A 17,334-nucleotide genomic window follows, 5' to 3' on the forward strand; every position below is an offset into this window, starting at 1 on the left:
GTTCGCGTAATCGGTTTACGCTTGGTTTCTGACCTTTGTATTGAACCACTCTTCCCAATCTTCCGGATTGCCCGAGGAGAGCCGGCTCTATCCATAAGGGTTCCCCAAATCACGAAAAACCCACTCCTCCGAGTACAAATGCGAGACCGGGAGCACTTTCTCTCAAATGGTCCATCAGGCGCGTTGTCTGTTCTGCCAGAGCAGGGTCCGTCAAGGATAAACAAACCAGACCCACCTCCTGAATACGAATAATATCGCTTACTCCCGTACTTGGCGTATCAGCTCCCAAATACAGAACATCGACGCCCTTTTTGCGCAGAAAAACCGAAAACAGCAGCAGACGCAGATTCAGGGTAGCTGCCGCCCCCGAGGCAAGCATTTGCTACAGCCCGCAAGCCCGTGACCCGAGAAAACAAGCCCAAGCGCGTGATTCTAAAGAATTCAGACCTGCACCGCTTCATGGCCTGCTGTCTGAAAATAAACTTTCTTCAGGCATTCTGCACACGGGCCAAACGCGCCCAAGCCCCTTACCGCAATGCCTCGCGCTCCATCGGACAAAGGCGTTACAGCCTTCATCCCCCCCCTTGTGCGGGTGTATGTCCGGAGCCGCCGAATGCTTTATTGCCTCCCCTACCCCCGCTAATACATCGCATTAAAGAATGCGGGCAGCCGTTCATAAATACGGCTCATAGCAAGAAAGGGCTGAACGGTTACCAGTCCTCTGGTTTTGATGCCGCTTGTGACAGCCCTAGGATGCCTTCTGGCTCCAGGAAGGTATCCGCATCCAGAATATATCAGCATATCCCTTCCGCCTGCCAGGCGCCCTTCCAGCACGCCTAGCCTGTGCCCAACCAGACTGGAGGCAGCTCGCCTGGCTGCACGACCTTTGCGCCAGATGCGCGGCAATTGCAGCGGTCTGATCCGTTGAACCGTCATCCACAACAATCATTTCATACTGCGACCACATCTTCTTGGCTAGCGAGGCCAGCAGACGACCGATATTCTTCTTCTCGTCCCGTACCGGCATAATTACCGAATTGCTTTTCGCAACCGTTTGTCACAGGAACGAAAGCGCTTGTTCCCTTTATTCCTGCTCCTTCCCACTCCTCCTGGTTATGAATATCCCTGGTACCGGCATACTTATTACCCTTGTATCATTTGCAGCGTTCAAGGGAGGTTGCTATGCTCCAAAACATCCAAACAGAAATCCGCCGATTATCCGGCCAAATGGCCGGCAGCCAGTCGGCAGACGGAAGCTGGCGGTATGGCTTCATTGAAAGCGGGCAAACGCTTGATGCCGCTTCTATTGTGCTTATGCGGATTGCCGCCGGGAAACAGGCTCATGATCCCGTTATACAAGGCCTGGCAGAGCGCATTGTCTCGGAACAAGGCAGTGACGGCGCCTGGCGTGTATACCCAGACGAGCCTTCAGCAAGCCCGTCTTCGACAGCGGAAAATTACGTCGCTCTTCTTTATGCCGGGTTTGGTGAACAATTGCCTTTGATGATTCGGGCCCGCGGAGCGATCCGGGAAATGGGCGGATTAACCGGCGTGGATAGTTTGATGACCAAGTTTCTGCTTGCCGTTATCGGACAATATCCCTGGCCCAGGTGGTTCCCGGTGCCGCTTTCCATCATACTTCTACCATCTTATTCGCCCATCCATTTTCAGCAGTTCTCTGGCTATGCCCGCGTTCATATTGCCCCGATGCTGCTGCTCGGACATCGCAAGCCGGACTTTGGCCTGAGCTCTATCCCAAAACTTGCGCAGCCCCGCATGCCCGGCGAGAGCGGGAGCCTGCATGCACTGCCCGAGGATAACAATCTGCTGTGGCTGCGCCATTTTGACATACGCAAGCTTTCACTTCTGCAAGATGGGCTGAAGATACTCAAGAATCTGCCGTTCTCCGGCGGAACCGGGCCGTTCAACGCCCCCGGCCGAGCGGCAGCGCTGGCCGAACAGTTCATGCTGGAGCGTATCGAATCCGATGGACTTCTTTACAGCTATGCGACTTCAACATTTTTAATGATTTACAGCCTGCTTGCGATCGGCTATAAGCCTGCAGATCCTGTTATTGCAAACGCATTGAAGGGGATACAGAGCCAGATTTTCCAACATAACGGCCATTGGATGCAGCAAAATACGAATTCGACCGTATGGGATACTGCTTTGACCAGCTATGCGCTGCAAGAAGCAGGCATGCCCGCGGAGGCTATGCCTATCCGAAAAGCGGGAGAATATCTGCTTACCAGGCAGCACTCAAAGCTTGGCGACTGGAAGCTGGGCGTACGGCACCCCCTGGCAGGCGGATGGGGCTTCTCGGATATCAACACAATTAATCCCGATATGGACGATACTACCGCAGCGCTTCGGGCAATCGCCGGTTTGAAAAAATCCAGCCTGATCGATGATCCGTATCGATACGAGTCGGCGAGTTCTCGCGGGCTGCAGTGGTTATTGTCGATGCAAAATGACGATGGAGGTTTTGCCGCATTTGAACGCAATATCGATAATCCGCTTCTGCTGTGGCTGCCGATCGAAGGCGGCAAAGATGCGGTGACCGATCCCTCGACGGCCGATTTGACGGGGCGTACGCTGCATTATATGGGCGCGACCCTTGGGCTTACAACGCGTCACCGGATTCTTCGGCGAGCCGCCGATTGGCTCTATGATCACCAGGAACAAGATGGTTCCTGGTATGGGCGCTGGGGTGTCTGCTACATCTATGGAACATGGGCGGCCCTGACCGGATTGATGGCAGCCGGCGAGTCTGCCGAGCATCAGGCAATCCGCAAAGCTGAAGGCTGGCTCCGTTCGATCCAGCATCCGGACGGAGGATTCGGAGAATCCTGCCAGAGCAACAGGCTGAAGCGCTTCTCTCCTTTGCATACGTCCGTGCTTTCACAGACCGCTTGGGCGCTGGATGCTCTGATAGCCATAAGCGCAGAGCCAGACGGTTCCATTCAGCGCGCGGCAGCCTATCTGCTGGAACATACCGGCAGCAGCGGCGCCGCCGCAAGCTATCCTACAGGCGCAGGACTCCCGGGACATTTCTATAATCAATACGAGAGCTATTCGCGGATATGGCCGCTGCTGGCGTTTTCCCATTATGAGCGCAAGTTTGGCGAACTTCCGGAATAACGAGCATGAAGAGAATGAGGACGATTGATGTTAGGACCGGTTGAACAACGATAAAAAAAAAGCGCCCCTATAGCAAGGGGCGCTTGTCAATAAGCCAGTGCGTATTCACTTCGTTTAGATGCAGGAAATCAGACCTAACGAAGCTTCCAATACAAATCGCTCATACGCAGCTCATTGCGGAGAGCGCGCGTATTGGTGGAGTGATCAATAATTACATACTCGATACCAGCCATCTCTGCCCAATCCACCAATTGTTCCGGTGTCACCTCATAGGAGAAAACGGTATGATGAGCGCCCCCTGAATGAATCCAGGCTTCAGCCGATTCGCTCAAGGACGGCTGAGGCTTCCACAACACACGCGCGACGGGAAGCTTCGGCATTTCGCGATCCGGCTCAACCGCATCCACCACGTTAATAATCAGCCTGAAACGGTTGCCAAGATCAATGATTGAAGCATTCAAGGCCCGGCCGCTGCGGCCATTAAATACCATCCTTGCCGGGTCGGACTTGCCGCCTATGCCGAGCGGGTGAACTTCAAGGCGAGGCTTGTCTGTGGAGATAGTCGGACATACCTCAAGCATATGCGCACCAAGCACCATTTCATTTCCCGGTTCAAAGTGGTATGTATAATCCTCCATGAACGAGGTGCCTTTGTTATCGGCGATCATTTTCATCATGCGGGTAAGCGCGGCTGTTTTCCAGTCGCCTTCTCCCCCGAACCCATAGCCCTGTTCCATCAAGCGCTGAACAGCCAGACCCGGCAGCTGCAGGATGCCGTGCAGGTCCTCGAATGATGTGGTGAATGCGGTGAAGCCGCCTTCTTCCAGAAAGGATTTCATGCCCAACTCGATGCGGGCCTGTTCCCGTATCGCTTCCCATTTCTCGGGTGAATTTCTTGTCTCCGGCGCAATTTCATAAAGAGTCTCGTATTCATCCGTCAGTGCATGAACCTGCTCCTCGGAAATTTGTGCAATCCGCGCGGCCAAATCGCCTACGCCATAACCGTTGATGGACCAGCCGAATTTGATTTGAGCCTCCACCTTGTCGCCTTCCGTAACCGCCACTTGCCTCATATTGTCGCCGAAGCGCGCAACCTTCAGGCTCCGTCCTTCGGTGAAGGCTACGGCTGTGCGCATCCATCCGGCAATGCGCCCGCGGGTCGCGGGATCTTCCCAATAACCGACAACAACCTTGCGGGCAATCCCCATGCGCGCTCCAATGAAGCCGTATTCGCGGTCGCCATGCGCGGATTGATTCGTGTTCATAAAGTCCATGTCAATGCTGTCCCAAGGAATATCGCGGTTAAATTGAGTGTGCAAATGCAGCAGTGGTTTACGAAGCTCCGAGAGTCCCGCAATCCACATTTTTGCCGGTGAGAAGGTATGCATCCAGGTTATAATGCCTGCGCAGCGGTCGTCGACGTTGGCTTGCGTGCAAAGCTTGTAAATCTCATCCGGCGTTTTTACAACAGGCTGGAAAACAACTTCAAATGGAATCGATGCGTCGCTAATGAATGCTTCCGCAATCGTCCGTGAGTGCTCCGCAACCTCCAGCAGCGTTTCAGGACCGTATAAATGCTGGCTTCCCGTTACAAACCAAAACTGAAAAGGCTTAACTTTAAGCATGTTTTTCCCCCTTCACACTGCAGCACCGGAACCGGGAGCTGACGGCTCCTGCCGCATGTCGATTTGATAAAGCTGCAAGAGGAATAAACCCCCGCGAGTCGCTGCACACCAATTTCAACTTGTACAGACAATTCAATCCTTTTTATAACCGGACTTGCTTGTTTTCTCGCAGAAAACTCGGTTTTTGTGAAGAAACGAGGTTGTTTAACGCCACACTTGTACGTACAACATCGATATGGTCTATTGTAAGCGCAAGCGGACTGTTTTTCAATACCTAATCTTCCATCTCTTTCGCACAACTAGCTTGCAAATCGAAACGCATCTATACCAAAAGTCATTAAAAAACGAAATAATCACCGTTTTTCCCGTAAATCTTAGAGAAATCACGGAATTTACTTGACATTGATACACTTTGTATCATAAATTACTAATAGATAGAATTAACGGTACCCGTTTGTACTAGGACTAATTGTTCAGTATAAACGTAAGGAGCTATAGCTATGACAATGGGAGACCGATTAAGGGAACTGCGACTAAAAAAACATCTTTCTCAGGAAGAGGTTGCCAAACAGATTGGCATTACCAGGTCGGCTTACAGCCACTATGAAATCAACAATCGTCAGCCCGTTTATGACACGCTGAAAAAACTGGCCATCTTGTTTAATGTTACGCTGGATTATATTATTGGCGGCGAAAGCTCCAAACAGGAGCATAATGTGTCTCCGGACGCATTTGAAATCATCCGGATCCTGAACAGCATGGATCAGGACAAACGCAAGCAGTCCATCGACCGGATGCTTGCGGTTATCAAACAGGCTGAATAAGGCTGTTCTTCACGCCTTTTTCGTTCTGGGATGCGGGAAGCGATAACCAGATGGTCGTGCTTCGACCCGGTTCACTGCTGGCTCCGATTTTGCCGCCATGCGCCTCGATGATTTCTTTGGCAATGGCCAGACCCAGACCGCTGCTACCTTCAGCGGAATTCCGGGACATTTCTTTCTTGTAAAACCGGTCGAATATAAAGGGCAGGTGCTCCGCTTCGATTCCGATACCACTGTCTGTTACATGAAGGAGCACTTCTTTGGTCAGGTGTGAATAGGAAAAAGTAAGCGTTATCCTTCCTCCAGCCTGCGTATGTTTGATCGCATTGTAGACCAGATTCGCGATTACCTGGTCCATTCTTGGCAGATCAAGCTGCAGTTTGATTTGCTGAGGGTCAACCTGAACCGCATCTTCTTCACCATGAATGAATGTGCAATCTAGGGCAAGTCCCGCACTGCGTACGTCAATTTCATACTGCTCGCATAACTGTTCCATCCAAGCGCTAAGGCAGACGGAAGCCTTATCGAAACGCAGCTGCCCCGCTTCCAGCTTGGACAGTTCAAAAAGATCGCGTATGAGCCGCTCCAGGCCGCTTACTTTGCCGAGCATCATTCGCACATACCTCTGCCTTTGCTCCTCCGTATTCACAACACCGTCCTGAATGGCCTCCAAATAGCCCTGCAGCAGCGTAATCGGGGTGCGTAGATCATGTGAAATATTTGTCATAAAATGGCGTCTTGAGGTCTCCATGCGGCCAAGCTCGCGGTTTGCTTTCTCCAGCGTCTGGTTCGTTTTCTTCAAGGTATCGGTTCTTTCTTCGATCCGCTCTTCCAGATGGGTATTCAATTCCCTCAGCTGGTTGGATACCAATTCGCCCTTGCGGAGTGCGCTGGAGAATCGGGTGGAAATGATGAAGGACTGCATCAGGATGAAGAAAAACAATCCAAGGGGCACAAGCTGTGTATAAACAAGCCACTCATTGTAGAACAGCACATCATTTAACACGGTCATAACAAATACAGCCATCCCCGCAAGCACGAAGGTCGCCCCTTCTCTCCTGTTTACTCTGGCTGCAACCAGAACAACCAGCGAATACAAGCCTACAACCAGCACAAACGACTGGAAAAGCAGCAGGATTTGGGAATATACAATCGCCGGAAACATCACTACAATCAAAGTGAGCAGCAACCCGATGCCCATGACCCATTTAATTGCTTTCTTCGATCCATCCTGTGGAAACAATTGGAACACATACAAATATCCGGATATAGCGCATAAAGGCAAGGATATATACCCCAGCTTAAGCCCCATTTCCCATGAAATCGGAAAAATCTGAAGAAGATAAGAATCTCCGGTAACGCCGGCCCTTAAAGCGATAATCAGGCATAACAGGCCAAAATGGATTGTAAACTTCTCCTGTCTGCGGAAGGCATACAATCCGATATGATAGATTCCGATAATCAACAGGCTGCCGAGAATAGACATGTCCTGTGCAGCCGACCAATTTTGCATACGGAATAGCGTTCCGCTTTCTCCAAGCTTGAAGTCGACCCATATCCCACCCTTGCGATGCTGAAAATTAGAGACCTGTACCACAAGATCCAGCTCGTCCGTATCTGCTTTAAAGGCTACAACTACGGGATACTGATCGGCTTGTGACAATTCCTCGCTTGTCCCTACTTTTCCTTTTGAAGCCAACATCTCGCCGTTGATCCACATTGTATAGGCACTGTAAATATTGGGTACCCGGATTGCGAGCACCTTCTTTGTTGGATCAATCCTGATCTTCAGTCTGTAGGTCGCATACCCTTGCCCGTCCGATAACCCGTATCCCTTCGGATAGCTGTTCCAAGATTTCGGAACGTTGACATAATGTTCACCGCCCCGCTGTGCTGAAAGCTGCTCCGGTGCAAGCAGTTGCCGTGGGAAGAAAGCCCACTCCCCGTCCAGCGAGATGGCTCCATCCTCCTCAAATGACCAATTGCGCAGGTCCAATGTCCCACGGTCCGCTGCATGATCATTTGTTTCCCTGCTGCCGCTGCACCCGGCTAAACCCAGAGGCAGCGACATGAATAATATGATGACAATCAACAAGCGGCGAATAAGGTTTTCCCTCCTTTTTTGTAAACGCGGATTGCTCATACCTCCCTCCATTGGATATAATGGTTCGAGAAAGAGGAGGATGTAAGATGAGCGCCAATAAAATTTTGGTGGTTGATGATGAATCGGATATAACCGAACTAATCGCCCTATATATGGAAAAGGAAGGCTTTGTTGTCCATGCAACGGATAATGGAGAAGATGCCATTTCCCTGGCGGAAGAGCTGAAGCCGGATCTGATCATACTGGATATTTCCCTCAAATCGATTGACGGCTATGAAGTGTGCACAAAGATCAGAGCTTCTTCCGATGTGCCCATTTTGTTCGTCAGCTGCAAAAGCGATGATACGGATATTATACACGGTCTGAATGTAGGCGGCGACGATTATATCACCAAACCATTTAGTCCCAGCCAGCTGGTTGCCCGGGTTAAGGCTCATTTGCGCAGGCAGTCTGTCTTTGAGCAGCAGCGGGCTGAACGAGAATTCGAGGAAATTTTGAGCTATGACGGCCTGACGATTGATCTTCCGGCGAGAACCGTGCATGTTCAGGGCACGGAGGTTTTTCTTTCCGCCAAGGAATTCGATCTGCTGGTACGTCTGGCCAAATCACCCAACCGGGCTTTTGCGCTGGATGAGCTTTATATGATCGTCTGGGGACATGACAGCATGGGGGATACCCGTACATTGATGGTTCATATCAGCAACCTGCGTAAAAAAATCGAGCCGGACCCGGCTAATCCGATCTATATTTTGACGGTGCGCGGGGTCGGATATAAATTCAACTACAAGGAAGGAACCACTCATGTATAACGCAGATCAGTGGAAAGATTATGAATTATTGGACACTGGCGGAGGTGAGAAGCTGGAGCGTTGGGGCTCTTATGTGCTCAGACGCCCGGATCCGCAAGTGATCTGGCCCATTGGCAGCGAAACTGGCTTGTGGTCAAGCGCTGACGGCCATTATCACCGCAGCTCCTCCGGAGGCGGCGAGTGGGAGTTTCGGACGAAAATGCCGGACCGCTGGTCCATTTCATACGGCGAGCTAAAATTCCACATCAAACCTACCAGCTTCAAGCACACGGGTTTGTTTCCCGAGCAGGCTGTGAACTGGAGCTGGATGATGGACAAGATACGCAAAGCCAAGCGCCCCATCCGTGTGCTGAATTTATTTGCTTATACGGGGGGAGCGACCGTCGCGGCGGCCGCAGCCGGTGCGGAAGTGTGCCATGTGGATGCGGCCAAAGGCATGGTCCAATGGGCGAAGGAGAATGCGCAGCTTTCTGGCCTTGCGAATCATCCTATCCGCTACATTACCGATGATGTGTTCAAATTCGTACAGCGCGAGCAGCGCCGCGGACGGGAATACGATGCCATTATTATGGACCCTCCTTCATACGGAAGGGGGCCAAACGGTGAAATGTGGAAGCTTGAGGAAAATTTATATCCGTTTCTGGAGTCCTGCAGAGCTATTCTTTCGCCAAATCCGCTGTTTGTTCTAGTCAATTCCTACACGACGGGCTTATCCCCTTCTGTGCTTCATAATCTGCTGCAGATGACAATCGGCCAGAAGTATGAGGGAAGCATCCACTGCGGGGAAATTGGACTGCCGATCACGGCTTCGGGCCTGACCCTCCCCTGCGGTATTCTGGGCCGTTGGGAGAGTCAATGATGAGCGACAGGTCTCCCCTGGCTGGTCCCGGGAAGCTGGCGATTTTATATGAAGACAATCATCTGCTCGCCGTTGTCAAACCGCCAGGCATGCTTTCACAGGCCGATGATACCGGTGAACCGGATATGGTCAATCTGCTCAAGCAGGATTTGAAGGAACGTTATGCCAAACCCGGCAATGTTTTTGTCGGACTCGTGCACCGGCTCGACCGTCCCGTCGGAGGAGCGATGCTGTTCGCCAAAACATCGAAAGCGGCTTCCCGTCTTTCGGATTCGGTCCGCAGACGCGACTTCGAGAAGATCTATGTTGCGGTCGTTCAAGGGATTCCCGCACCATCCTCCGGGCGGCTTCGGCATTTCTTGAGCAAGGATGCCAAGCGCAACCTCGTCACGGCCTATGACCGGCCGGCCGCTGATGCCAAAGAAGCGATCCTGGATTACGCGGTGGTTGCAAGCCGCGGTAACAGCTCGCTGATCGTTGTCCGCCTGCTGACCGGCCGATCCCATCAGATTCGCGTCCAAATGGCGGCGGCAGGCTATCCGCTGCTGTATGACCGTAAATACGGCGCAGCTGCCATAGAGGGGGAACGAGACATTGCGCTGTGGTCTGTTTCGGTTGGTGCCGCCCACCCTGTTACCAGGGAGTGGTTGACCTGTCGCTGCCCTCCCCCTATGGAGGAGCCGTGGAGCAGGTATAGCGAAGAAGATTACGCCAGAGCCCCGCGAATGCTGCCGGACGAAGGAGAGCGCCTATGACGCTGAGAATGCTTCGGATAATAATAACCGCATTAGCCCTCCTCTCCCTGTTGGCCGGCTGTACGGACGCAGAGAAGCGAAACGGCAACACCGGCCTGGCCAACACAGGTATTGCGAACGAGCCTGTCCAGCCAAAGCCAGCATCCGGCGATGTCGGCGACAGGCTTCCACCAGACGAAATAACAGATCCGGAACCTGAGAGTGTACCGGAACCAGAAGAGGAAGCGGAACTGATTCCGGATAGCGAAGCGGTGTGGATGGCCGTTGGCGATGTGATGATGCATATGCCGCAGCTCCCATCATCCTACGATGAGAAAACAAAGAGCTACAATTTCAATCCTTTTTTCACAAAAGTAAAGCCGCTGCTGGAGCAAGGCGATTGGACAATTGCCAATCTTGAAACGCCTATTGCCGGCAAGGCGCTTGGTTACTCCGGCTTTCCGCGCTTCAATTCACCTGTTGAGCTGGCCAGTGCGCTTAAGTATGCCGGATTTAATGTGATTACAAATGCGAATAATCACTCTCTTGACCGGGGCGCGCAAGGTATTGAACTGACATTAAAACATCTACTCGATCAGGGATTCATTGTAAAAGGGACCGCACGCTCAAAGGCGGAGGCGGAGCATCTTACCATCGTCGAACAGAAAGGAATCCGGATGGGGCTGCTTGCTTATACATACGGTACCAATGGCATTCCTCTTCCGAAGAACCAGCCTTACGCCGTTTCATTGATCGACGAGGCAGCCATTATTCGCGACATTGGCCTTCTCCGCAAGGCCGGTACAGATTTTATCACGATCTCCTTGCATTTCGGAGTTGAATACCAGACCGTACCCAATGACGATCAAAAAACACTGGCGCGCAAGCTAATTGCGGCAGGGGCAGATATTATTGCGGGATCCCATCCTCATGTTCTGCAGCCTTATGAGACAGTAGAAGCGACCAATGACGATGGTACCGTAAGACGCGGGCTGATCATTTATTCCATGGGAAACTTTATTTCCAACCAGCGCGGTGACACCAAGGACTGCGGTGTAATTTATAAGGTGATCATTCATAAAAATAACAACACGAAGCAGACCAGAATCGGGGAAATTGAACCGATCCCGACATGGGTTTACCGGAGCGGAGTGAAGGGAGCCTATAAATATAGTATCGTTCCGTTGGAGCAGACCATTAAAGAACGCAGCCTCAAAGGACTCTCTTCCGAAGAATACAAACGGCTAAACAGCCAATTGGTTCTTCTGAAAAAACGACTGTCATCCATGTCGGCTCAAGCAGCCTCCACCAAATAAATTCGCTATTATAAAGATGCTAATTGAAAATTATTCAGAAACATCCGCTTTCCATGCAATCAAAAAGCACCGCCCATTCCACGAGCTCTCGTCGAAAGGGCGGTGCTTTTGTGTGGTTTGTATTGCGCTCGTATTCTGGAAAAGTCTTGATGCCTGGTACGGCTGGTTGTCATTTCCGCTTCGGCTGCATTACCGCCTACTCCGGCAAGGAAATTCCGTGTATCTGCTCTTCAACCGCCTTCGCATGCCACGCAGCACGGTTCCTTGCCAACCAGCCAGAAGCTTTATGAATTTGCTACTTTACCCAGCAAATAAACGAGCAGCTGCTGGTTATGCGAGGAGATACGATCCAGCGCCTCGCCAATATAGGCGTCTCTTAGCTCGATGCCTCGCTTTGCTTCCGACCGCCCTTTATCGGTTACCGTTACCCACACGATCCTGCGGTCATGATCATCGCGGCTGCGCGTCACAAGCCCCCCTCTTTCCATCCGGTCAAGCAAGGTGGTGATCGCAGCAGGTGTCGTTGACAGGTACGCAAGCAAATCCGATGGCTTCATCGGCTGATGCTGAAGCAAAAGCTCAAGTACGCCTAATTGGCCTTCCGTTAAACCCGGGGCAAGCGACTCCTCCAGATGCATTTTCCATTCCTTCGTCATCTTCATCCACAAACGTACAAACTCCGAAGACACCATTGCCTTCACCACCTCAGCTTTTATATGATTACTTTTATTATAACATTGGCAAATGTCGAATTAAAGATTAATGCAATTAATATTTTGTGCCATTAATCGAGAAAAAAGAGAACCATTAGACAACATGTGACATAGATTATCCTTATAGGCTGTTGACCAGGATCGAAAAGAAGGACAGGAGCGTGACTGACTTGGATGAGCGCAAGTTACTATTCATTCAAAAACTGATTGATGCACGAATTGTATTAAAAGACCCACAATGGCTGGACCGTTTGGATGAACCGGCGCCATTGTGGGTCATTCTTGACATCATGATGCAGCTGATAGAGCGAAGCGATCCGCCTTATCAGCCCTTTGATTAATAGCTTCTAGACGTCTGCTCTCGGGAAGAATACAACAAGCGGATCCTTCTTGTCAACGGTAATAATCGCTTTGCCTGTCGACTTCCGGTCATCGATCGGAGCTTTTTCCGTGCTGAAGGTTAGAGCCGTCCCAGAAGCCGTTATCGCCAGCAATTCGCGTTCATCCCTGCAATAAAGCGCGCCGATGAGCCGCTCTCCATTCGATCTTACCCGTTTGCCTTCCTTAAACTCAAAGCTGACCAATCCTTTGCCTCCGCGGCCTTGGACAGGGTAGTCAAGGAGCAGAGAACGTTTGGCAAAGCCCAGTTCAGTGAGGACAAGCACTTCGCCTTCATCACCGGTTACCCACTCAGCACCGACGATTTCATCTTCGGGACGGAGCTGGATGCCCCGTACTCCCGCTGCCACCCGCCCCATCGCGTTGACTTCGCTTTCGATGAACCGGATACACATCCCCAGCTTGCTGACCAGCAGCAGCTCTTTGGCCCCGTCGCTGACCTCGACCTTCAGAACTTCATCGCCTTCGGACACTTTAATCGCCGCAATCGCTGTGGAGCGGGTAGAACGGTATTCCTTCAAATCCGTACGCTTGACCTGCCCGCGTTTGGTAACAAAGGCAAGCGAACGTCCCGGCTCTTCGAAATCCTTGACCGGAATGATGCTGATAATGGCATCATCCTTAGGAATCGGCACCACATTAACGACGGCGGTTCCTGCATCCTTCCATTTGAATTCCGGAATCAGATGGACTGGCAGCATATAATAATGGCCTTTGCGGGTAAAAAGAAGCAGTTGGTCTATCGTATTGACATCCAGCAGCGTCCGGATATAATCGCCTTCCTTGACGCCCGCACTGGATAATTCTCCGCCGGACCTTGTAAAGGACAGCTTCGAGGTGCGTTTGATATACCCGTTCAGACTCAGCGTAACGAGCACATCCTCAGCCGGAACGATAACCTCCAGATTCACTTTCAGCTCATCGACTTCGCCCTGAATATCCGAACGGCGATTGATCCCGTAGCTGCCCCGTATCTCAAGCAGCTCCTCTTTAATTACCCCGATCAACTTCTTCTCGCTGTTAAGAATGGATTTGTAGAAGGCAACCCGTTTCTGGATTTCTTTTAATTCCTTCTCCAGCGATGTGATTTCCAGATTGGTCAGACGGTACAATTGCAAGGTCAATATGGCGTCCGACTGACGCTCCGTGAAAGCAAATTTGGCTACCAGATTGTTTTGCGCATCCTGCCGGTTCTTGGACGCTTTAATCGTGGCAATAATCTCATCCAGCAGATTTAGTGCTTTGACGAGTCCTTCGAGCACATGGGCGCGGTCTTCCGCTTTCTCCAGCTCGTATTTCGTCCGGAACGTAACGACTTCCCGCTGGTGGGCGATATAGGCCGTAAGCATATCCTTGAGACCCAATTGTTTGGGAGTCTTGTTGACAATGGCGACCATATTGAAATTATAGGTCACCTGAAGGTCTGTTTTCTTAAGCAAATAAGCCAGGATACCTTGTGCGTCAACGTCTTTTTTCAGCTCTACGACAATTCTCATCCCGTTGCGTCCGCTCTCGTCGCGAACCTCCGCAATCCCTTCGACCTTTTTCTCAATCCGAATGTTTTCCATTGCGGTAACCAGTCGTGATTTAACAACCTGGTACGGGATTTCGGTGATGACGATTTGTTGTCGTCCACCTTTCATATCCTCGATCGCAACCTTGGAACGGATATAGATACGGCCTTTTCCTGTCTGATAGGCTTCCCGGATCCCTTCTTCGCCCATGATAAGACCGCCAGTGGGAAAATCCGGTCCTTTCACAATGGCCATCAGCTGCTCCAGTGTCTGATCAGGCTGCTCCATAACCGCGATACAAGCGTCAATGACTTCGGTCAGATTATGGGGCGGAATTTCTGTGGCAAAACCGGACGAAATCCCGCTTACCCCGTTTACAAGCAAATTCGGGTAACGGGATGGAAGCACGACTGGCTCTTTGGTTGTATTATCAAAATTATCCTTAAACAAAACCGTCCGCTTCTCAATATCCCTCAGCAGCTCCAGCGCAATTTTAGAAAGCCTGGCTTCCGTATAACGCATAGCCGCGGCCGGATCATCGTCCTGGGATCCCCAGTTGCCATGTCCGTCCACAAGCATATGCCCCATTTTCCAGGGCTGCGCCATTCTGACCATGCCCTCGTAAATGGATGAATCGCCGTGCGGATGGTAATTCCCCATCACGTCGCCGACTGTTTTTGCGGACTTGCGGTAAGGCTTGTCCGGCGTATTGCCAGCATCGTACATCGCGTAAAGAATACGCCGCTGCACCGGTTTCAGTCCGTCCCGGACATCGGGAATAGCGCGATCCTGGATAATATATTTCGAATAGCGTCCGAATCGGTCTCCGACGACTTCTTCCAGAAACGCCGGCATAAACTGTTCCATCATACCCATCTGCGTTTGTCTCCTACCTTTATTGCAAGAATGGATGGACTTCTGGCTGCGTTGTTCACTCTTGCAGCCAGTACCAGCCGTCCCTGCTTTTTTAGCGGGTTATTCCTCGTATTCCGTAAAATCTACGTTCTCTACAATCCATCGTTTGCGAGGATCGACCTTATCGCCCATCAGGGTTGATACCCGGCGCTCTGCCTTCGCCGCATCTTCGATCTGAACCTGAAGAAGTGTGCGCGTTTCCGGGTCCATCGTCGTTTCCCACAGCTGATCGGGATTCATTTCTCCCAGTCCTTTGTAGCGCTGCAGCTCAAACTGCTTGCCGAACTCTTTTAAATAACTTTGCAGCTGATCATCGGTCCACGCATACCGGACTGTTTCCAGTTTGCCTGATTTGCGGGTGATTTTGTATAGCGGTGGCTGGGCAATAAACACCCGGCCCAGATCAATCAACGGCTTCATATAGCGGTAGAAGAAGGTGAGCAGCAGCACCTGGATATGCGCGCCGTCCGTATCCGCATCCGTCATAATGATGATCTTGTTATAGTTGCAGGATTCCGCATCGAATTCAGGGCCGATCCCGGCGCCGATTGTCGCGATAATCGCTTTATATTCATCGTTTTTGAGAATATCGGCGAGCTTTGATTTCTCCGGATTCATCGGCTTTCCCTTCAGGGGAAGAATCGCCTGATGCTTGGAGTCGCGTCCTTGCTTGGCCGAACCCCCTGCGGAGTCGCCTTCGACGATAAACAGCTCATTGCGGGTATAATCTTTTGATTGAGCCGGCGTCAGCTTGCCGCCCAGATTGGAGCTTTCGCTTTTCTTCTTGCCACTGCGGATCTCCTCACGCGCTTTACGCGCTGCTTCCCGAGCCCTTGAAGCCTGGATCGATTTCTTCAGCAGCATTTGGGCAACTTGCGGATTTTCCTCAAGAAAGACCTGCATCTTATCCGAAACGATCGCATCCACAGCTCCGCGTGCCGAAGCGCTCCCGAGCTGGTCCTTCGTCTGGCCGACAAATTCAACTTCCGACATTTTGATATTAATGACGGCCATCATGCCTTCACGAAGATCATTGCCTTCGAGGTTCTTGTCCTTTTCCTTAATCAGCGCATTCTTGCGGGCGTAGTCATTCATCACACGCGTATAGGCCGTCTTGAAGCCTGTTTCATGCGTACCGCCGCCTCGTGTCGGTATAGCATTGACGAATGACGCCATCGTCTCCGTATAACCGTCATTGTACTGCAGAGCGACCTCAACTTCAATATCATCGCGTTCCCCGGTAAAATGGATCACATCATGCAGCACCGTTTTCTCTTCATTAAGAAATTGGACGAACTGCTGCGCACCGCCTTCATAATGATAAATATCCTGTTTGCCGCTGCGCTCATCCTTTACCGAAACCTTCAGTCCCGAATTGAGAAAGGCAATTTCCTGGAGACGTTCGGACAAGGTATCGTAATTGATGGCGATATTGCCGTGAAATACGCGGGCATCCGGTTTAAAGGTCACCTTGGTCCCGGTGCGGTTCGTATTGCCGATGATTTCAAGACCGGTTGTCGGCTCGCCGACATGCTCTTTGCCTTTCTTATCGACCCAATACTCGAACCGCTGCTTATGTATTTTACCGTGAAGGAATATTTCAACCTCCAGCCACTCGGACAGCGCGTTCGTCACCGAGGCGCCAACACCGTGAAGGCCTCCTGATTTCTTATATCCCCCGCCGCCGAACTTACCGCCGGCATGCAGCATCGTAAACACGACCTGCGGAGTCGGAACTCCGGTCTTATGCATCCCCGTGGGAATACCCCTGCCATTATCGCGAACCATGATTGAGCCGTCATTATGAATGACCACCTCAATAACGGAGCAGAATTTTGCCAAATGTTCGTCAACCGCATTGTCGACGATCTCCCAGACGAGATGATGAAGTCCCGAGGCAGTCGTGCTCCCGATGTACATTCCGGGCCGTTTGCGAACAGCGGTTAACCCCTCCAGCACTTGTATGTCGTCTGCTTCATAGTTGCGATCGGCAGCCGAAGAAGTTGCGCCCGCAAACAGATCCACCTGCTCAGTCATACACGTCCTCCTAAAAGTTTTTGCGAGGCTGTGCCTGGTGGAACCTTAATCGGTCCCACCAAGCGAAAACTCGCTTCGTAAGCGTTACTTAAGTTTTGTGTGATTACTTCCCTGATATGCTTCTCCGCGAGCACAAAACTCACTTCGTAAGCATGTGCCAAGTTTTTGCGAGACTGTGCCTGGTGGAACCTTAATCGGTCCCACCAAGCGAAAACTCGCTTCGTAAGCGTTACTTAAGTTTTGTGTGATTACTTCCCTGATATGCTTCTCCGCGAGCACAAAACTCACTTCGTAAGCATGTGCCAAGTTTTTGCGAGGCTGTGCCTGGTGGAACCTTAATCGGTTCC

At 51.3% G+C, this 17,334-nt stretch carries 14 protein-coding genes; 7 read left to right on the forward strand and 7 right to left on the reverse strand.

The window, feature by feature from the left end; genetic code table 11:
* Window positions 1–109 precede the first annotated feature (109 nt).
* Entirely contained in the window at window positions 110–379 is a 270-nt protein-coding gene (locus tag IEY46_RS11250; RefSeq protein ID WP_188992117.1) for a hypothetical protein, read from the reverse strand.
* A 369-nt stretch (window positions 380–748) separates the two neighbouring features.
* Window positions 749–1,027 carry a glycosyltransferase family 2 protein gene (locus tag IEY46_RS11255; protein WP_188992118.1) on the reverse strand — a complete coding sequence of 93 codons (279 nt, stop codon included), beginning with the start codon at window positions 1,025–1,027 and terminating at the stop codon, window positions 749–751.
* Window positions 1,028–1,182: 155 nt separating this feature from the next.
* Between IEY46_RS11255 and IEY46_RS11260 the strand changes: the two genes are divergently transcribed.
* Window positions 1,183–3,141, forward strand: coding sequence for a terpene cyclase/mutase family protein (locus IEY46_RS11260; RefSeq protein WP_188992119.1), 1,959 nt, complete (start codon window positions 1,183–1,185; stop codon window positions 3,139–3,141).
* Window positions 3,142–3,275: 134 nt separating this feature from the next.
* Here IEY46_RS11260 and araA read toward each other — a convergent pair whose 3' ends face one another.
* Window positions 3,276–4,766: an L-arabinose isomerase gene (gene araA / locus IEY46_RS11265; protein ID WP_188992120.1), complete on the reverse strand. Its 1,491-nt coding sequence runs from the start codon at window positions 4,764–4,766 to the stop codon at window positions 3,276–3,278.
* A 500-nt stretch (window positions 4,767–5,266) separates the two neighbouring features.
* On the opposite strand from araA, the gene IEY46_RS11270 reads away from it, so the two are divergent.
* A complete protein-coding gene (locus IEY46_RS11270; RefSeq protein ID WP_188992121.1) occupies window positions 5,267–5,590 on the forward strand; it encodes a helix-turn-helix domain-containing protein in 324 nt (107 codons plus the stop codon).
* On the opposite strand, the gene IEY46_RS11275 is transcribed toward IEY46_RS11270, so the two are convergent.
* Window positions 5,574–7,730 (reverse strand): ATP-binding protein, encoded by a 2,157-nt coding sequence (locus IEY46_RS11275; RefSeq protein WP_229750240.1) that lies wholly within the window; start codon window positions 7,728–7,730, stop codon window positions 5,574–5,576. The two genes, IEY46_RS11270 and IEY46_RS11275, sit on opposite strands and share 17 nt — an antisense overlap.
* A 47-nt stretch (window positions 7,731–7,777) precedes the next feature.
* Here IEY46_RS11275 and IEY46_RS11280 point away from each other — a divergent pair, with 47 nt between their 5' ends.
* From IEY46_RS11280 to IEY46_RS11295, 4 genes are read left to right on the forward strand one after another with little or no spacing between them, the layout of a single operon-like run.
* Window positions 7,778–8,500: a response regulator gene (locus IEY46_RS11280; protein ID WP_188992123.1), complete on the forward strand. Its 723-nt coding sequence runs from the start codon at window positions 7,778–7,780 to the stop codon at window positions 8,498–8,500.
* The gene (locus IEY46_RS11285) at window positions 8,493–9,359 is read left to right on the forward strand and encodes a class I SAM-dependent methyltransferase (RefSeq protein ID WP_188992124.1); all 867 of its coding nucleotides are present in this window, start codon (window positions 8,493–8,495) and stop codon (window positions 9,357–9,359) included. The genes IEY46_RS11280 and IEY46_RS11285 overlap by 8 nt, the downstream gene beginning before the upstream one ends.
* Window positions 9,359–10,114, forward strand: coding sequence for an RluA family pseudouridine synthase (locus IEY46_RS11290; RefSeq protein ID WP_188992125.1), 756 nt, complete (start codon window positions 9,359–9,361; stop codon window positions 10,112–10,114). The genes IEY46_RS11285 and IEY46_RS11290 overlap by 1 nt, the downstream gene beginning before the upstream one ends.
* The gene (locus IEY46_RS11295) at window positions 10,111–11,409 is read left to right on the forward strand and encodes a CapA family protein (RefSeq protein WP_229750241.1); all 1,299 of its coding nucleotides are present in this window, start codon (window positions 10,111–10,113) and stop codon (window positions 11,407–11,409) included. Before IEY46_RS11290 ends, IEY46_RS11295 begins: the two co-directional genes overlap by 4 nt.
* Window positions 11,410–11,693: 284 nt before the next feature.
* On the opposite strand, the gene IEY46_RS11300 is transcribed toward IEY46_RS11295, so the two are convergent.
* Window positions 11,694–12,101, reverse strand: a complete 408-nt coding sequence (locus tag IEY46_RS11300) for a MarR family winged helix-turn-helix transcriptional regulator (RefSeq protein WP_188992126.1) — start codon at window positions 12,099–12,101, stop codon at window positions 11,694–11,696.
* A 182-nt stretch (window positions 12,102–12,283) separates the two neighbouring features.
* On the opposite strand from IEY46_RS11300, the gene IEY46_RS11305 reads away from it, so the two are divergent.
* Window positions 12,284–12,463 carry a hypothetical protein gene (locus tag IEY46_RS11305; RefSeq protein ID WP_229750242.1) on the forward strand — a complete coding sequence of 60 codons (180 nt, stop codon included), beginning with the start codon at window positions 12,284–12,286 and terminating at the stop codon, window positions 12,461–12,463.
* 6 nt (window positions 12,464–12,469) lie between these two features.
* On the opposite strand, the gene gyrA is transcribed toward IEY46_RS11305, so the two are convergent.
* Together gyrA and parE are read right to left on the reverse strand one after the other, a co-directional pair.
* A complete protein-coding gene (gene gyrA, locus IEY46_RS11310) occupies window positions 12,470–14,911 on the reverse strand; it encodes a DNA gyrase subunit A (RefSeq protein ID WP_188992128.1) in 2,442 nt (813 codons plus the stop codon).
* A 99-nt stretch (window positions 14,912–15,010) separates the two neighbouring features.
* Window positions 15,011–16,987, reverse strand: a complete 1,977-nt coding sequence (parE, locus tag IEY46_RS11315; protein ID WP_188992129.1) for a DNA topoisomerase IV subunit B — start codon at window positions 16,985–16,987, stop codon at window positions 15,011–15,013.
* Between the last annotated feature and the right edge of the window lie 347 nt (window positions 16,988–17,334).

Origin of the sequence: Paenibacillus nasutitermitis, from assembly GCF_014641075.1 — a bacterium.
Classification (GTDB): domain Bacteria; phylum Bacillota; class Bacilli; order Paenibacillales; family Paenibacillaceae; genus Paenibacillus_Z; species Paenibacillus_Z nasutitermitis.

What these genes read in the sequence shown, in the direction of transcription:
- IEY46_RS11250 (WP_188992117.1), bottom strand. Translation starts at nt 379, where the DNA reads ATGCTTGCCTCGGGGGCGGCAGCTACCCTGAATCTGCGTCTGCTGCTG.
- IEY46_RS11255 (WP_188992118.1), bottom strand. Translation starts at nt 1,027, where the DNA reads ATGCCGGTACGGGACGAGAAGAAGAATATCGGTCGTCTGCTGGCCTCG.
- IEY46_RS11260 (WP_188992119.1), top strand. Translation starts at nt 1,183, where the DNA reads ATGCTCCAAAACATCCAAACAGAAATCCGCCGATTATCCGGCCAAATG.
- araA (WP_188992120.1), bottom strand. Translation starts at nt 4,766, where the DNA reads ATGCTTAAAGTTAAGCCTTTTCAGTTTTGGTTTGTAACGGGAAGCCAG.
- IEY46_RS11270 (WP_188992121.1), top strand. Translation starts at nt 5,267, where the DNA reads ATGACAATGGGAGACCGATTAAGGGAACTGCGACTAAAAAAACATCTT.
- IEY46_RS11275 (WP_229750240.1), bottom strand. Translation starts at nt 7,730, where the DNA reads ATGAGCAATCCGCGTTTACAAAAAAGGAGGGAAAACCTTATTCGCCGC.
- IEY46_RS11280 (WP_188992123.1), top strand. Translation starts at nt 7,778, where the DNA reads ATGAGCGCCAATAAAATTTTGGTGGTTGATGATGAATCGGATATAACC.
- IEY46_RS11285 (WP_188992124.1), top strand. Translation starts at nt 8,493, where the DNA reads ATGTATAACGCAGATCAGTGGAAAGATTATGAATTATTGGACACTGGC.
- IEY46_RS11290 (WP_188992125.1), top strand. Translation starts at nt 9,359, where the DNA reads ATGAGCGACAGGTCTCCCCTGGCTGGTCCCGGGAAGCTGGCGATTTTA.
- IEY46_RS11295 (WP_229750241.1), top strand. Translation starts at nt 10,111, where the DNA reads ATGACGCTGAGAATGCTTCGGATAATAATAACCGCATTAGCCCTCCTC.
- IEY46_RS11300 (WP_188992126.1), bottom strand. Translation starts at nt 12,101, where the DNA reads ATGGTGTCTTCGGAGTTTGTACGTTTGTGGATGAAGATGACGAAGGAA.
- gyrA (WP_188992128.1), bottom strand. Translation starts at nt 14,911, where the DNA reads ATGGGTATGATGGAACAGTTTATGCCGGCGTTTCTGGAAGAAGTCGTC.
- parE (WP_188992129.1), bottom strand. Translation starts at nt 16,987, where the DNA reads ATGACTGAGCAGGTGGATCTGTTTGCGGGCGCAACTTCTTCGGCTGCC.